Source organism: Mesorhizobium sp. GbtcB19, assembly GCF_019091085.1.
In the GTDB taxonomy this organism is placed as follows: Bacteria; Pseudomonadota; Alphaproteobacteria; order Rhizobiales; family Rhizobiaceae; genus Mesorhizobium.
Map to the genome: position 1 here is coordinate 270,474 of NZ_JAGXJY010000004.1, position 15,744 is coordinate 286,217.

At 64.0% G+C, this 15,744-nt stretch carries 14 protein-coding genes and 1 tRNA gene; 10 read left to right on the forward strand and 5 right to left on the reverse strand.

Translation table 11 applies throughout. The annotated features are described in order from the left end of the window. The first annotated feature begins 142 nt into the window (after positions 1 to 142). Positions 143 to 781 (forward strand): 2-dehydro-3-deoxy-phosphogluconate aldolase, encoded by a 639-nt coding sequence (locus KVT37_RS10300; RefSeq protein ID WP_217572344.1) that lies wholly within the window; start codon positions 143 to 145, stop codon positions 779 to 781. A gap of 7 nt (positions 782 to 788) precedes the next feature. On the opposite strand, the gene KVT37_RS10305 is transcribed toward KVT37_RS10300, so the two are convergent. Beyond that, entirely contained in the window at positions 789 to 1,538 is a 750-nt protein-coding gene (locus KVT37_RS10305; protein WP_217572346.1) for an SDR family NAD(P)-dependent oxidoreductase, read from the reverse strand. A 153-nt stretch (positions 1,539 to 1,691) separates the two neighbouring features. Between KVT37_RS10305 and KVT37_RS10310 the strand changes: the two genes are divergently transcribed. Then, positions 1,692 to 2,585 carry an AraC family transcriptional regulator gene (locus tag KVT37_RS10310; protein ID WP_217572348.1) on the forward strand — a complete coding sequence of 298 codons (894 nt, stop codon included), beginning with the start codon at positions 1,692 to 1,694 and terminating at the stop codon, positions 2,583 to 2,585. A gap of 91 nt (positions 2,586 to 2,676) precedes the next feature. On the opposite strand, the gene KVT37_RS10315 is transcribed toward KVT37_RS10310, so the two are convergent. The 4 genes from KVT37_RS10315 to KVT37_RS10330 all read right to left on the reverse strand — a co-directional run bounded on the left by KVT37_RS10315 (position 2,677) and on the right by KVT37_RS10330 (position 6,785). Next, positions 2,677 to 2,750 (reverse strand) — tRNA-Gln (locus KVT37_RS10315). Positions 2,751 to 2,837: 87 nt separating this feature from the next. After that, complete coding sequence (locus KVT37_RS10320; protein ID WP_217572350.1) at positions 2,838 to 4,691, reverse strand: DUF882 domain-containing protein; 1,854 nt, start codon at positions 4,689 to 4,691, stop codon at positions 2,838 to 2,840. Positions 4,692 to 5,070: 379 nt separating this feature from the next. Then, positions 5,071 to 6,618, reverse strand: coding sequence for a sigma-54 dependent transcriptional regulator (locus KVT37_RS10325; protein ID WP_217572352.1), 1,548 nt, complete (start codon positions 6,616 to 6,618; stop codon positions 5,071 to 5,073). Next, positions 6,615 to 6,785, reverse strand: a complete 171-nt coding sequence (locus tag KVT37_RS10330; protein WP_217572354.1) for a hypothetical protein — start codon at positions 6,783 to 6,785, stop codon at positions 6,615 to 6,617. Before KVT37_RS10330 ends, KVT37_RS10325 begins: the two co-directional genes overlap by 4 nt. Here KVT37_RS10330 and KVT37_RS10335 point away from each other — a divergent pair. The 8 genes from KVT37_RS10335 to KVT37_RS10370 all read left to right on the forward strand — a co-directional run bounded on the left by KVT37_RS10335 (position 6,784) and on the right by KVT37_RS10370 (position 15,642). Continuing rightward, the gene (locus KVT37_RS10335; protein ID WP_217572588.1) at positions 6,784 to 8,616 is read left to right on the forward strand and encodes a M3 family oligoendopeptidase; all 1,833 of its coding nucleotides are present in this window, start codon (positions 6,784 to 6,786) and stop codon (positions 8,614 to 8,616) included. The genes KVT37_RS10330 and KVT37_RS10335 overlap by 2 nt on opposite strands. A 355-nt stretch (positions 8,617 to 8,971) precedes the next feature. Continuing rightward, positions 8,972 to 9,670, forward strand: a complete 699-nt coding sequence (locus tag KVT37_RS10340; RefSeq protein ID WP_217572356.1) for a proton-conducting membrane transporter — start codon at positions 8,972 to 8,974, stop codon at positions 9,668 to 9,670. Between the two features lie 392 nt (positions 9,671 to 10,062). Continuing rightward, on the forward strand, positions 10,063 to 11,208 hold the full coding sequence (locus KVT37_RS10345; protein WP_217572358.1) for an aminodeoxychorismate synthase component I: 1,146 nt from the start codon (positions 10,063 to 10,065) through the stop codon (positions 11,206 to 11,208). After that, positions 11,157 to 11,819 carry an aminotransferase class IV family protein gene (locus tag KVT37_RS10350; RefSeq protein ID WP_217572360.1) on the forward strand — a complete coding sequence of 221 codons (663 nt, stop codon included), beginning with the start codon at positions 11,157 to 11,159 and terminating at the stop codon, positions 11,817 to 11,819. The genes KVT37_RS10345 and KVT37_RS10350 overlap by 52 nt, the downstream gene beginning before the upstream one ends. 39 nt (positions 11,820 to 11,858) lie before the next feature. Then, positions 11,859 to 12,788 carry a DUF3445 domain-containing protein gene (locus KVT37_RS10355; protein WP_217572362.1) on the forward strand — a complete coding sequence of 310 codons (930 nt, stop codon included), beginning with the start codon at positions 11,859 to 11,861 and terminating at the stop codon, positions 12,786 to 12,788. A gap of 132 nt (positions 12,789 to 12,920) precedes the next feature. Beyond that, positions 12,921 to 14,366, forward strand: a complete 1,446-nt coding sequence (locus KVT37_RS10360) for a homospermidine synthase (protein ID WP_217572364.1) — start codon at positions 12,921 to 12,923, stop codon at positions 14,364 to 14,366. Between the two features lie 188 nt (positions 14,367 to 14,554). Continuing rightward, positions 14,555 to 14,929 (forward strand): hypothetical protein, encoded by a 375-nt coding sequence (locus tag KVT37_RS10365; protein WP_217572366.1) that lies wholly within the window; start codon positions 14,555 to 14,557, stop codon positions 14,927 to 14,929. 254 nt (positions 14,930 to 15,183) lie between these two features. Then, positions 15,184 to 15,642, forward strand: a complete 459-nt coding sequence (locus KVT37_RS10370; protein ID WP_217572368.1) for a hypothetical protein — start codon at positions 15,184 to 15,186, stop codon at positions 15,640 to 15,642. Positions 15,643 to 15,744: the final 102 nt, after the last annotated feature.

A 15,744-nucleotide genomic window follows, 5' to 3' on the forward strand; every position in this document is an offset into this window, starting at 1 on the left:
ATGCCACTAGACCGTGGTCAAAGCGGTTTCAAGGCGAACCGACGTATAGCAGGCTGCGCGGCATCACGACACGCCTGCGTTCGTGGACTTGGCATACCCCTTCTGCTAATCGGTTTAAAATGATCGGAATGGAGACCAGAACATGACCAGCAAGACCGAAAAGCTCCTGTCGCTCCTCAACGGTCAGCCGGTTATCCCGGTGCTCAAGATCGCCAATGTTTCGGATGCCGTGCCGCTTGCCCGCGCTTTGTCGCGTGGCGGCTTGCGGGCCATCGAGATCACGCTGCGCACCGCCGATGCGCTGGAAGCGATCCGCCGCGTGGCTGCCGAGGTCGAGGAGGCGATCGTCGGCGCCGGCACCATCCTCGATGCCAGGCAGTTCGACGAAGCGGCAAGCGCCGGCTCGAGGTTCATCGTCAGCCCCGGCGTCACCAGCCAGCTTCTCGACGCGGCCAAGGACAGCCCGGTGCCACTTCTGCCCGGCGCCATCACGCCCGGCGAGATCATGGCCGCGCGCGAGGCCGGCCTGCGCTTCCTGAAATTCTTCCCGGCCGAGCAGTCCGGCGGCATTGCGTCGCTGAAGGCTTTTGCCTCGCCGCTCGCCGACGTGAAGTTTTGCCCGACCGGCGGCATTACCGCCAAGAACGCCGCCGACTATCTGAGCCTGCCCAACGTCATCTGCGTCGGCGGCTCCTGGGTGGCGCCCGACGATCTCATCAAGGCTGGCAAGTGGGACGAGATCGAAGCGCTCGCGCGCGAAGCGAGCAAGCTCAAGAAGTAATCAACACTCACCAGGGCAGCGGACCGTTCTCGTCGAAGTAGCTGCCCGTCGGCCCGCCGGTGCTGAGCGTTGCCAGCCGCACGATGATTTCGGCCGCCTGCTGCACCGTGCGGCCGCCTCTGTGGGCATTGAGGTCCGTCGCGGTGTAGCCGGGAGCGGCCGCGTTGACCATGATGCCGCGCGGCGCGAGTTCCCGGGCGAAGGCCACCGTGATCGCATTGAGCGCCGTCTTCGAGCTGCCATAGCCCATGACGTTGGGCGATTGGCTGTTGCCGGACGCGCGCGCCAGCGATCCGAGATAGCTGCTCACCATGACGATGCGGGCAGCGGGCGCGGCCAGGAGCAGCGGCAGGAACGCCTGGGTGACCCGCACCGGCCCGAAGACGTTGACGTCATAGGTGGCTTTCATATCCGCGATGTCCTCCCGGCTCGGCGGCCGCTCGTAGCGGCCGTCCGGGCCGAGCGCCTCGACATAGCCGGGCGCGATGCCGGCATTGTTGACCAGCACATCCAGGCCGGGCGCCCGCGCCGCGACTGTTTTGGCCGCGGCCACCACGCTGTCGTCGCTGGCGACGTCGAGCGCGAGCCACTCAACGTCGAGTCCTCCACCGCGCAGGGCCTGCGCCGCGGTCTCGCCGCGCTCGGCATCGCGGGCGCCGAGCCAGACTTTGAAACCCAATGCCGCCAGCCGCCGGGCGGTCTCGAGCCCGATACCCTTGTTGGCGCCGGTCACCAGCGCATTCTTTTGCGTCGTCATTTGCAGGTCTCCTGTTTGGTCACCTAGAGATGGCTTGGGCCGGCCTGCTTGGCGCGCCGAAAGCTCTCAGGCTCTTGCCTAATCCTCGCAGATGGGTCCGCGCAGCGGCGTCTGTTGGTTGCGCGGCTTGCATCGATCGCCCATGCTGAAGCGATGAATGAAACCCTGCGGGAATTGATCGCAATCGCCGGCCGCCATGCGCGCGGACGGCGCACGAAGACGGCCATTGCGCGCGTTACGATCGGCCGCAGCGAGGTTCCGACGCCGCCGCTGCCCGAGCTTTGCCAGCCGACCACGCTGTTCGTCCTGCAGGGAACCAAGACGGTGCTGATCGGCGACCGCACGCTTGCCTACGGCGCCGGCAGCTATTTCGTCTATGCGGTCGAGACACCCGCCACCAGCCAGCTCATCGAGGCGAGCGCCGCGCAACCTTACATGGCCATCGCCTTCTCGCTCGATACCGAGCTGATCGCCGGCCTGCTCATCGACCACAAGCCGGCATTCGATGGCGACAGCTTCGTGACCAGCCGGGTCGATGACGAGTTGCTCGACGCCTGGCGCCGGATGCTGCGGCTGCTCGACAAGCCGGCCGAGATTCCGGTTCTGGCGCCCCTGCTCGAACGCGAGATCGCGTTCCGCCTGTTGCAAGGCCCACAAGGCGGGAAGCTGCGCCAGCTGGCGCGCGCCGACGGGCGCCTGTCGCGGATCCGCCGCGCCACGGCCTGGATCCGCGCGCATTACAACGAGCCGATCGATGTGAGCGAACTGGCCGCGCTGTCGCATATGAGCAATGCCGCCTTTCATCGCCACTTCAAGGCGGCGACGGCGATGAGCCCGATCCAGTATCAGAAGCAGCTTCGTCTCCTGGAGGCGCGCCATCTGCTGATCGCGCAACCGGGCAACGCCGCGCAGGTCGCCTTCACCGTCGGCTACGAAAGCGCCTCCCAGTTCAGTCGGGAATATGCGCGCCAGTTTGGATTGCCGCCGGCGCGGGACGCTGCGCGGCTGCTCGCCAAGGGCGAAGCGGCTGCGCTGGAAGTCGACTGAACATTAAAAGCCGGCCGGCTGGCGCCGACCTCCTCACGGGAAGTTCGAGCCGATCCAGCTCGCGCAATGCCAAACAACGCCAACCGAGGACTGGTTCCCGCTCATGGATTCGAACCACGATTCACGCCTTCAAAGGGCGCTGTCCTACCATTAGACGAAGCGGGAAGAACGACGGTTCAATTAGGCCTTCGGGGACGAAAAACAAAAAGCCGTGTTGTCGTCCAACGCGGCTTTTGGTGTCTGGCACGATCACTATTTCGTCTGGAAACGGGCGACCGACAGGAACTTGACCGCATTGCCGCTGAAGCGGCTGGCATCTTGCATCTCGCCATCCGTCTGGAAGCCGGCCGTGTACACCTCGCTCGGCGGCGTATGCACGATGTTGTAGGCATAGCGCGGCGCCGTCGTCGGGTCGGAAACCGAGGCAATGTTCACGCCGCTGCCCAGCGCCCAGCGCGCGGCCTGCGGCGGCGCCGCCACAACCATGGCCTTCGGTCCCGGCTTCAGATCGTGAGCTGACGCTCTGGACTCCTTGGGCGTCGTCTTCACGCTGCCGCCGATCGCCTGCGCCGGATCGGCGCCTGCCGGGAGCGCGGCGATGGCCTGCCGCGGCGAGGCCGCGTCGACGCCCGCCGGATCGTTGAAAGCCGAGCGCGGCTCCGGTTGCGTCAACGACGCAAGCTGGTATTCGGCACCGGCGCCACCGGCCTCGACGGTCGCATTGGCCTGTTCGAGAACGGCCTTGACCTCGTCCTGCTTATCGGGCTGCGGTCTTGCCGTCGGCAGCGCGGCGAACGCGTCGGTGGCGCTCTTGTCCTGCGAAGCGGTCTCGGCCAGCGCCAGAAGCACGTTCTTGTCCTTCGATGCCAGTTCGGCCGGCGTCGTACGGTCAGGACGCCAGGTCGGCAGCGGAATGTTGTTGACAGCCACCTGCGCCGGATCGGTGTTCACGGCATCCGCCGCGCTGGCCGTGCCGAACGGAACCTTGTCCGGCGCGGGCGCCTGTCCGGTCGAAACCGCCTGCTCCGTCGTCGCCGAGGCATCGGCCATGGCGAACGGCACGTTCTGCGGCGTCTGCTGGCCGACATCGACCTTCGGCCGCGGCGCGAAATCGGGCAGCGGGACCTCCTTGGGCGGCAGCGCGGCGATGATCGTCTCCGGCGTATCCTGCTGCGGCTCCGAATCGTCGGCGCTGTCATCCGCCACCTGCGGGATGTTTGCGCGCTTGGCGTCCTTCGGCGAAACGATCGCGATGCTCGGCTGGCTGCTGCGGGCCGTGGCGGCGCTAGCCACCTGGACCTGCTTTACAGGCTTCGCCTGAGGCGCAGAGCCGCCACCGGTGTCGGCGTCGTCGTCGGCCTCGTCGGCGCCGCCGCCGAACCAGGAGAACAGGCCGCCGGACCGTTTGGTCGAGCCGCCGGCGCTGGCCAGTTCGATATTGGGCGTGCCGGAGCCCTTGCGCGCCTGATAAGCGGCCATCGCCTGCTCATAGCCAGGCAGCGGGCGGCCGTCGCTCGGCACATGCAGCGTCTTGCCATTGGGGAACAGGCTGACCAGTTCCTGACGGCTGATGCCCGGCCAGTGGCGCACATTGCCGACATCCATATGCACGAAGGGCGAGCCGGAGGTCGGGTAATAGCCGACACCACCGCCCTGCATCTTGAGGCCGATGTTGCGCAGCTTCTTCAGCGGCACGCCGGGAATGTAGAAGTCCATCGCCTTGCCGAGCATATGCTGGCTTTTCTCGGCGACGCCGCGGCTGCGCGAACGCAGCATCGCGTTGGTCGACGGCGAACGATAGCCGCAGACGACCTGGATGTAATCCGTCGCGCCGGCTTCACGATAGGCTTCCCAAACCAGATCGAGCAGCCGCGGGTCCATCTTCGTCGGCTCGTTGCGGCGCCAGTCGCGCAGGATGATGTTGATCTTGCGCAGGCCTTCCGGATCGTAGCGACCATTGCGCTTGTAGACGATCTCGGCCTTTTCATGCGTGTGCAGGTGATAGAGCTTGAGCGTACGAACTTCCGCCCTGGCGCCCGATGCCGCCGCGGACAGGAACCCGACAGCCAAAATCACGAACGTCAGCCACCTCGGCCAGACGCTCATGTGAAAATGCCGCCCGTCTTTGTGTCGTTCGACTTTGTTCAAACCAAATGGCCTTGCAGGCTGCCGTTTGTCCCCGGATTTGACCAAACGGATGTGTCGCTTTCACATCCGAATATCGATCCTAATGGTTAATCATCGTTTATTGAAGTCGAAATGCGGTAACACCGTGGCGATATCCCGTCAAAAATAATGCACAGCATTTCGTGGTAAACCGCTGGTTTAGATCAAGAATTCGGCCCCGGCCAGAACACGATCTGTTACCGTTAGCGTTAATGCGTGATCCGCGACAACGCCAACCGCTGAAAACCTTGGATTTTCACGTCAAAAGCGACAATTTGACTCGGATTTTAGGCGCACAAGCTGGTTCGAGGCTTGCCGGTCAGGAGGCGAGCCGGTCGACGCGGCCCGCTTCAGGATCAATGCCATATTCCTTCAACTTGCGGTAGAGCGTAGAGCGGCCGATGCCCAACCGGCGGGCGACCTCGCTCATCTGGCCGTTGTAATGGTCGATCGCGAGCTTGATCATCTCGAGCTCGACGTCGGCCAGCGCCCGCACGTTGCCGCGCTCGTCGAGTGCCCGAAGCGTGCCGAAACGCGGCTGCAGCCTGGCTGGCGCCTCATTGTCGGACGAGGCAGGCACCGTTGCATTGGCAACGGTCTCGTCCGCTTGCGAAAACACGTCCGCAATCGTTTCGGCGGCGGCGGATGCCGGTTCCACTTCGAGCTTTACCGTTCCTTCCACCTGCGCCCGGATCTGCGGGAATTCCTCTTCGGTGAGCACATCGCCCTCGGCCAGCACCGAGGCCCTGAACACCGCATTTTCCAGCTGCCGGATATTGCCCGGCCAGTCATAGGCCTGCAGCATGGCAAGCGCCGGCGCCGATATGCCTGCAAGACGGCGGCGCGGATCGGCCGGCGCGACCTTTTCCATGAAGTGGCGGACCAGGTAGGGAATGTCGTCGCGCCGGTCGCGCAGCGGCGGCACGAAGATCGGATAGACGTTCAGCCGGTAGAACAGGTCCTCGCGGAACTTGCCGTCCTTGACCTGCTGCAAAAGGTTGCGGTGCGTGGCCGAGATCAGCCTTATGTCGACCTTGACGGTCGAGCGGCCGCCGACCGGGTCGACCTCGCCTTCCTGCACGGCGCGCAGCAGCTTGACCTGAACGTCGAGCGGCAGGTCGCCGATCTCGTCGAGGAACAGCGTGCCGGAATTCGCCTCGACGAATTTGCCGGTGTGCTTCTCGGTGGCGCCGGTGAAGGAGCCTTTCTCGTGGCCGAACAGGATCGATTCGACCAGATTGTCCGGGATAGCGCCGCAATTGACGGTGACGAAGGGTTTTGAGCGGCGGTCGCCGCTGCCCTGGATTGCGCGCGCCACCAGTTCCTTGCCGACGCCGGACTCGCCCTCGATCAGGATCGGTATGTTGGAGACCGCCGCTTTCTGGCCGAGGCGTATCACCCGGTCCATTGCCGGGCTGCGCGTGATCATGTCCTTGAAGGTGAGATGGCCGCCGCCGCGCCGCCGCGACGCGCGCTTCATCTCATCCTCGACGGCCTCGACCTTGAGCGCGTTGGAGATCGCGGTCTGCAGCCTGTCGGGCGACGCCGGCTTGACGACGAAGTCGAAGGCGCCGTGCCGCATCGCCGAGACGACGGTTTCGATGCCGCCTTGAGCCGTCTGCACGATGACCGGGATGTTGATGGCGCGCTCGCGCATCGCCTTCAGTACGCCGATCCCGTCGAGGCCGGGCATGACAAGATCGAGAATGACGACGGAGACCTCGCGGGCGTTCGGTCCGTCGAGCACGTCGAGGCCTGCATTGCCGCTGTCGGTGACGATCGCGGTGTGGCCGAACTTGGTCAAGGCGGCCTCGACCAGCCGGCGCTGCACCGGATCGTCATCGACTATGAGTATGGAACCTGTCATGACTGTTCGAAGTTGCCCTGCCCGAGAAATCCCCGTGGATCATCTTGGCACAGGGTTCTAAATAAGGTTTCAAAAAACCCGGTGAACGAATTCCTTAGGATTTGACCGGCTTCTCCTTTCCCTTTGATTCTGGCTCCTGGTTCAAAGAAGGTATCGTTGATGCGCATGATGTTTGCTCAGCGGCTTGCGGCGGCGTCGTCCGGACAGGGCGCGGCGGAGCTTGGCGACCTGCCGGAGTGGAATCTCGCCGACCTCTATTCCGGCATGGAAGCGCCGGAGCTGAAGCGCGACATCGCCAAGGCCGCCAGCGACGCCATCGCCTTCGAAACCCGCTGGAAAGGCACGCTTGCCGCGGAAGCCGGGCGCGGCGCCGCCGGCCGGCTGGGCGAAGCGCTGCAAGCCTATGAGGAGCTCGAGGAACTGATCGGCCGCATCGTCTCCTACGCCGGCCTCGTCTATGCCGGCAACACCGCCGATCCGCAGCGCGCCAAGCTCTATGGCGACGTCCAGGAAAAGATGACGGACGCCAGCGCCCATCTTTTGTTCTTCGCGCTCGAGCTCAATCTGATCGACGACGCGGCGATCGAGAGCGCTTTAGCCGCCGACAAGGCCTTCGGCCACTACCGGCCCTGGGTGCTCGACCTCAGGAAGGACAAGCCCTACCAGCTGGAGGACCGCGTCGAGCAATTGTTCCACGAAAAGTCGGTCACCGGGCGCGGCGCCTGGAACCGCCTGTTCGACGAGACAATGACTGACCTGCGCTTTGATATCGACGGCGAGGAACTGACGCTGGAGCCGGCGCTGAACCGCCTGCAGGACGCCAATGGCGAGGTGCGCCGCCATGCCTCCGAGGCGCTGGCTTCGACCTTCCGCAAGAACCTGCGCACCTTCACGCTCATCACCAACACGCTCGCCAAGGACAAGGAGATCTCCGACCGCTGGCGCGGCTTCCAGGATATCGCCGACTCGCGCCACCTGGCCAACCGCGTCGAGCGCGACGTGGTCGACGCGCTGGCGGCGGCCGTGCGCGAGGCCTATCCACGGCTGTCGCACCGCTACTACGCGATGAAGGCGCGCTGGCTGGGCATGGAGGTGATGAACCACTGGGACCGCAACGCGCCGTTGCCGGAGACGCCGCAGGCGGTGATCCGCTGGGACGACGCCAGGGACACGGTGCTCTCCGCCTATCAGCGCTTCTCGCCGGACATGGCCGAGATCGCGCGCGGCTTTTTCGATCGCAGATGGATCGATGCGCCGGTGCGGCCGGGCAAATCGCCCGGCGCCTTCGCCCATCCGACCGTGCCGTCGGCGCATCCTTACGTCTTGCTCAACTACATGGGCAAGCCGCGCGATGTGATGACGCTGGCGCATGAGCTCGGCCATGGCGTGCACCAGGTGCTGGCCGCCGGCCAGGGCGCGCTGATGGCCTCGACGCCGCTGACCTTGGCCGAAACAGCGTCGGTCTTCGGCGAGATGCTGACCTTCCGCTCGCTGCTCGAGCAGACCGGCGACAAACGCGAGCGCAAGGCCATGCTTGCCCAGAAGGTCGAGGACATGATCAACACGGTCGTGCGCCAGATCGCCTTCTACGAATTCGAGCGCAAGGTGCATGCCGAGCGCAGGAATGGCGAGCTGACCTCGGACAGGCTCGGCGAATTCTGGCTGGAGGTGCAGGCCGAAAGCCTTGGCCCGGCGATCAAGCTGCGCGAGGGCTACGAGGTCTTCTGGACCTATATCCCGCACTTCATCCACTCGCCCTTCTACGTCTATGCCTATGCCTTCGGCGACTGCCTGGTGAACTCGCTCTACGCCGTCTACCAGAATGCCGAGCGCGGCTTCCAGGAGAAGTATTTCGAGATGTTGCGCGCCGGCGGCACGAAGCACCACTCCGAACTTCTGGCGCCCTTCGGCCTCGACGCCACCGATCCCGCTTTCTGGCAGATCGGCCTCGGCGTGATCGGTTCGCTGATCGACGAATTGGAGGCCCTCGACAAGTGACGGCAACAACGGCGCGAGCATCGGCTTCAATAGTTTAGCCGGAATGCATATTAGCAGGCATTTATTCTTGCCCTAAATAGCTGTTCTTGAATAACTCTCCGGCGCATTTTCCAACTAGCTTTCGACAAGCCATATGATAGCGTCCGGCCTCAAGCTCAGCCGGACGCATCGCGCGGGTCAGAGATGGCCGGTCGCAGCATTACGGCGAATGCGATGATGGCCGTCGGTCCGGACAAGGCCGAACGCCGATGGCTCGACTGAAGCCGGCGGTTCCGCCGACCACGGAACCTTTGACGATCCTTGGCGTGAGTTCGCCTTTCCGGGCCTCGGCCGACAGATCGGACTGGAGAGAGAAATGACTTTCTTCTACATGCTCCTGGCGTTCGTTGTGGGTATCCTGGTTGGCTGGTTCATCTGGGGCCGCCTGCGCGGCGAGCTCGACAGTCTGCGTGGCGACCTCGACCGCACGCGAAGCGAGCGCGACCGGCTGCGCGCCGATACCGATCAGTTGAAGGGCGAGCTCGATGCCTGCGGCCGCGCCCGCGCCGATCTCGAAAGCCGCCTGCGCAACGCGCCGACCGCCAAGGCCGGCGCCGACAAGGCGGCCACGCCTGCCCCCGCGGCACTGATGTCGACCCCGGCAGCCGCGACATCGGCCACGACGAAGTCGGCCGCCGCGAAGAAGCCGGCGGCAGCAAAGACCGCGACGGCGGCGAAGCCGGCGGCCAAAGCCGCCGCGCTCAAGAAGGCGGCTGCGCCTGCGGCCAAGAAAGCTTCAGCGCCGAAGGCCGCGACCGGCAAGGCCGACAATCTGCGCCGCCTCATCGGCATCGGTCCGGTCAATGAAAGGCTGCTCAAGGGCCAGGGCGTCACCACCTACGCCCAGATCGCCGCCTGGACCGAAGCCGACATCAAGCGTGTCGAGGAGGTGCTCAATTTCGACGGCCGCATCGCGCGCGAGAAATGGATCGAGCAGGCGAAATTGCTGGCCGCCGGCGACGAGGCGGAATTCGCCCGCCAATTCCCGACCGCGGGAACCGCGAGCAACACCTGAACATCTCGCCGGCGTCGCAAACGACGGAGGTTGGCCTGAGACACCCGTGACTTCGTCATCCTATGGCGTTGCGAGGAGCGAAGCGACGCAACGCAGACCATAGGATCCATTCCGTTACCTACAGCGCTGCAGCGATGCAGAAAGCTCTCCTCCTTCTGCACCGTCTTTGCCCTTCGCGCGAGGTCACGGAATGGATCCTCGGGTCTGCGCGTCCGCTTCGCCCGTGGATGACGAAGTTCGGGCTTTTGCGCCAATCCACGCAAAATCAGTAAGCGAACAACTTCCTCGCCAACCGGACGCCTTTGCGCCGCGCGACGCCGCTCCCTCGATTGCGCCTCGCCCAGCCCCCATATAGAGCGGTCGACGGCGCTTTTTGTCCGCATCCCGAGGTCATGTCCCTGCCCGCAGCCATTTTCCGCAACGACGCGACCGCCAGGCAGTTGGTCTTCGACCGGCCGCACGAGATCATCGTGGCGCATGACGCGGACGAATTCATGCTCGCGCTTGAACGAGCCCAAGCTGCCTCGGACTCCGGCAAATGGCTGGCCGGCTATTTCTCCTACGAGGCCGGTTACCTGCTCGAGCCGAAGCTGGTGCCGCTGCTGCCCGAAGGCCGCCGCGCGCCGCTGATCTGCCTCGGCGTCTTCGACGCGCCGGTCGACCAGGCGGTGCCGCAAAATGCAGGACCCGCAAGCAACGGCCCGATCTTCGACGCCAGGGCGACATGGACCGCCGAGGACTATGCCGGCCGTTTCGCGCGCCTTCACGACCACATCCGCAAGGGCGATTGCTACCAGGGCAACCTCACCTTCCCGGTTCATGCGCAATGGTCCGGCGACCCGCTCGCGGCTTTTGACGCGCTGACCGAGCGCCAGCCGGTGAAATATGGCGCGCTGGTCTCGCTCGGCGATCCGATCGTGTTGTCGCGCTCGCCCGAATTGTTCTTCGAGATCGATGCCGGCGGCATGATCGAGACGCACCCGATGAAGGGTACCGCGCCGCGCGGCGCGACCAGGGCCGAGGACGCGCGGCTGAAGGCCTTCCTGCGCAACGACGAGAAGAACCAGGCCGAGAACCGGATGATCGTCGACCTGTTGCGCAACGACATCTCGCTGATCAGCGAGGTCGGCACGCTGGAGGTCCCGGAACTGTTCCGCATCGAAACCTATCCGACCGTGCACCAGATGGTCAGCCGTGTGCGGGCGAAGCTCCTGCCCGATATCGGCATCCGCCAGGTCTTCGCCGCGCTCTTCCCCTGCGGCTCGATCACCGGCGCGCCGAAAATCCGCGCCATGGAGATCCTACACGAGCTGGAAGACGCGCCGCGTGACGTCTATTGCGGCGCCATCGGCTGGATCGCGCCCGGCGGCAGGATGCGTTTTTCGGTGGCGATCCGCACCATCTCGCTCTTTGCCGACGGCGAGGCCGTCTACAATGTCGGCGGCGGCGTCGTCTTCGATTCGACCGCCGAGGAGGAGTATAAGGAGTGTCTGCTGAAAGCACGCTTCGCCACGCGGACGGTGCCGGCTTCGAGCTGATCGAAACCATGCGCTGGGAGCCAAGCTCCGGCTTCCTGCGCTTCGAGCGCCACCTTGCCAGGCTTTACGCATCCGCCGCCGAACTCAGCTTCGCCTGCGATCCCGGGCGGATCGGCGAAGTGCTATCCGGCACCGTAGCCGGCCACGGGACTGCCTTGCGCGTGCGCCTTGCCTTGCAGCGCAACGGCGAAGCGACGGTCGCCACTCAAGCCTATGAACCATTGCCCGCGGACAAGGTCTGGCGGCTGCAGCTGGCGCGCATCCGTCTCGAGTCCGGCAACATGCTGCTGCGCCACAAGACGAGCCGCCGCGAAACCTATCAGCATGCCCGCGCGGAATATCTGGCGACCCGTGCCGACGAAGTGCTTTTGGCCAACGAGCGCGGCGAGCTCTGCGAGGGCACCATCACCAACCTCTTCGCCGACTTCGGCGACGGCCCGCTCGCCACGCCCCGGCTCGACTGCGGCCTGCTGCCTGGAATATTGCGCGGCGCACTTCTGGACGAAGGCCGCGCCGTGGAAGCGATCTACAGCTTCGACGATCTGAAGGCGGCGAAGGCGATCTTCGTCGGCAACTCGCTGCGCGGGCTGATCCCGGCGAGGCTGGGCTGATCGGGCTGGAGACATTAACTGGATAACACCCAAACAGGCATGACCGTTCGCCAGCCGACCCACACACCCTATGACGGGTCCTCGAAACTCTTCACCATCGGGCTGAAGCCGCTTGAATTCGGCCGCTGGATCGAGGTCGATGAATTCCTGCTGCCGCATTTGGCGGAGAAGCAACGGCTCTATGCGGACATACCTGACAAGGTCTTCGTCGAGGAAGACGGCACCCGCGACGCTCAACGCGAGGTGCTGGACCTGATCGTCGCGCATCTCGAAGCCGCGCATCCCGGCACGCATCGCCGCGACGGCGCCGAGCCGGTCGGGTTCGAGGGGGCAATCGACGGGCTGCCCCCCGCCCTGCGCGAGGCGCCGCTCGCGAGGGCTTCGCTGCTCGTCCAGGAAGACCTGATCCTGATGCGCCGCGACGAGCGCGGCTGGCGTCTCGCCGCCGGCTCGCTCTGCTTTCCGTCATCCTGGTCGCTCCAGGAGAAATTCGGCAAGCCGCTGCAGCAGATCCACCAACCCGTGCCCGGCTTCGGACCCGGCACGCGGCCGGCCGAGCTCATCAACCGCATGTTCGACGGCCTGCAGGGTCAGGCGGTCGAGCGCTTCAACTGGTCGATCCAGGCGGATGACAGGCTTTATCATCCGCTCTCCAACGTCGAGCGCATCGACCGCGCCACGAACCGCCCAAGCCGCTTTCCCGACGGCGACATCAACGCCCATGCCTTCATCCGCGTCGAACGCCAGACGCTGCGCAAGCTGCCTGCATCGCGCGACATCCTCTTCACCATCCGCATCCATCTCGACCCGCTCAAGGTGCTCATGCGCCATCCGGACCGGGCAACGCTGGCGGTTTCTTTTGCCGAGCAGCTCAAGGCGCTCGACCAGGCCCAGCTCGACTACAAAGGCCTGACCGCCGACCGCGACCGGCTGGTCGCATTCCTCGATGGCATGGCCGGATCGGCTTAACCACACCACCAAACCGGCTTGTCCAGCGGTTGGCGCTTTTCGCTGGTTTATGACAATGATCTGTGGTGTAGCGCTTGGCCGTCGGGCGGAAATGCCCGGTTTTGCATGTGTTTTGAAGGAGTGCGCGGAAAAATGGCGAATGAAAACTGGCCCGTTTACGGTGAGATCACCGGACCTGTCGTGATGATCGGCTTTGGGTCGATCGGGCGGGGAACGCTGCCGCTGATCGAGCGCCATTTCAAGTTCGACAAGTCGCGCATGACGGTCGTCGATCCGCTCGACACCGACCGCAAGCTGCTCGACGAGCGCGGCATCGCCTTCGTCCAGGAAGCGGTCACCGAGAAGAACTACAAGAAGCTGCTCACGCCGCTTCTGACCAATGGCGGCGGCCAGGGCTTTTGCGTCAACCTGTCGGTCGACACCGGCTCGGTCGACCTGATGAAATTGTGCCGCAAGCTCGGCGTGCTCTACATCGACACCGTCGTCGAGCCGTGGCTCGGCTTCTATTTCGACGCCACCGCCGACAATGCCAGCCGCACCAACTATGCGCTGCGCGAGGCGATGATCAAGGAAAAGCACGACAAGCCGGGCGGGCCGACGGCGGTCTCCACCTGCGGCGCCAATCCGGGCATGGTCTCGTGGTTCGTCAAAAAGGCGCTGGTCAACCTCGCAACCGATTTGGGTCTCGAGTTTTCCGAGCCCGCGCAGGAAGACCGCGAAGCCTGGGCTAGGCTGATGAAGAAGGCCGGCGTCAAGGGCATCCATATCGCCGAGCGCGATACCCAACGCACCAAGAAGCCGAAGCCGATGGACGTGTTCTGGAACACCTGGTCGGTCGAGGGTTTCATCTCGGAAGGCCTGCAACCGGCCGAGCTCGGCTGGGGCACGCATGAAAACTGGATGCCGAAGAACGGCAAGAAGCACAAGCACGGCTCCAAGGCGGCGATCTATCTGGAACAGCCTGGCGCCAACACGCGCGTGCGCTCGTGGTGCCCGACGCCAGGCCCGCAATACGGCCTGCTGGTGACGCACAACGAGGCGATCTCGATCGCCGATTTCTTCACCGTGCGCTCGAAGAAGGGCAAGCTTCAATACCGCCCGACCTGCCACTACGCCTATCACCCCTGCAACGACGCCTTGCTGTCGCTGGACGAGATGTTCGGCGCCGCCGGCAAGCCGCAGCCGGTCCACCACGTGCTCGACGAGAACGAGCTGGTCGACGGTGTCGACGAGCTCGGCGTGCTGCTCTACGGCCACGACAAGAACGCCTATTGGTACGGCTCGCAGCTGTCGCTGGCCGAGGCGCGCAAGCTTGCCCCCTACCAGAACGCCACCGGCCTGCAGGTCACCTCGGCCGTACTTGCCGGCATGGTTTGGGCGCTGGAAAATCCGGCGGCCGGCATCGTCGAAGCCGACGAGATGGACTACCGGCGTTGCCTGGAAGTGCAGTCGCCTTATCTCGGGCCGGTCAGGGGCTATTACACCGACTGGACGCCGCTCGATAACCGGCCGGGCCTCTTCCCGGAGGACCTGGACAAGGACGATCCGTGGCAGTTCCGCAACATTCTGGTGCGATAGCAGCTGGTCCTGCCAGAGCAATTCCAGGAAAAGCGTGAAACGGTTTTCCGTCCGGAATTGCGTAAAAACAAGGAGATAGAGCGGTTCGCCGTTTCCGTGAAACGGCGAGGCGCTCTACCTCTCCGCCTTGCAATCGCCCGGAAATCGGGCGATTGAGAGGGAGCGGACTGAGGAGAGGATTTTTCACAATGACGATTGCGCGCAAACTGCTTTCGCTGGGCGCCGCGGCAAGCCTTTTGGCCGCCGCCGCCTGCACCACCACCGGACCTTCGGAACCACCGGCCGCTGCCGCGCCCAAGGGAGTGGAAGGTTCTTGGGTCGACGCCACAGGCCAAGCCGTCTCGACATTCAATGGCGGAAAGTACACGACGGTCGCTGCCCAAACCGGGGAGAAATTCGCGGAGGGAACCTACACGATGACCGGTGCGACATCGCTTGAGATTACAGGCACATCGTTGATCCGCCAGACGCCGATCCATACCAACTGCCTGCTGATATCCCTCAGCCAGCTCAACTGCACGGACGCGGCCGGCAAGAACTTCGTGTTTACACGACGCTCTTGAACAGCCGCAAAGCAGGCCGCGCCAGTTCAGATGGCAGCGAACTCTGGCGAATGCTTGCCTAATGCATGTCGCCCAAAAGTGCGCAGCGGTTTTGGGACAACGACATGCATAAAAACAACAACCTAAAGCGCGTCGCATGAGGCCGTTCAGACGTGACGCGCTTTAGCGTGATTGTGAAGATCAGTTGGCGGCATTTTTTTGCCGTTGCTTAGCGAACAAAATTGTTTTTGATTGCGAGCAGGGGGATCTTCACAATGCGCAAACGTTTCATTCTTGCCGCCGTCGCGGTCGTCGCTGGCTGTCAGACCGGCCCGATGCCGAGCGCCTTCAAGCCTGGCTCTACTTTCTCGCAACGGCAGTTCGATTATGACCAATGCAAGATCGCCTCTCTGAAGGAAATACCGCAGGCCATGGCGACTCAAATCAATCCTGGTGTCCACACACCAGGCACGGTGACTTGCAACACCATTGGCTCATCGACCTACTGCAATGAGATGGGCGGTCTCAATATTCCCGCAACAGCGTCGACCTACGACGTCAATGACGGCCTGCGCGGCAGATATATTTCCAGCTGCATGATGCAAAAAGGCTATTCCATTATCGTTCGGCCAGCATGTGCGTCGGCAGAGGCCCGACAGAAGGCGGCGATTACACCGCAGCCCACCAATCCGAACGATTATCAGTGCACGCCTGGCATTAACCTGGATGGTTAAAGAGCGCTGACGCCGTCGGTTTCATAGTTCTCGCAACGTATCTTAGCGCGCACATCATCGATGCCGATATCGCTATCCGAAAGAACGGCGGCGCGAGCCGCC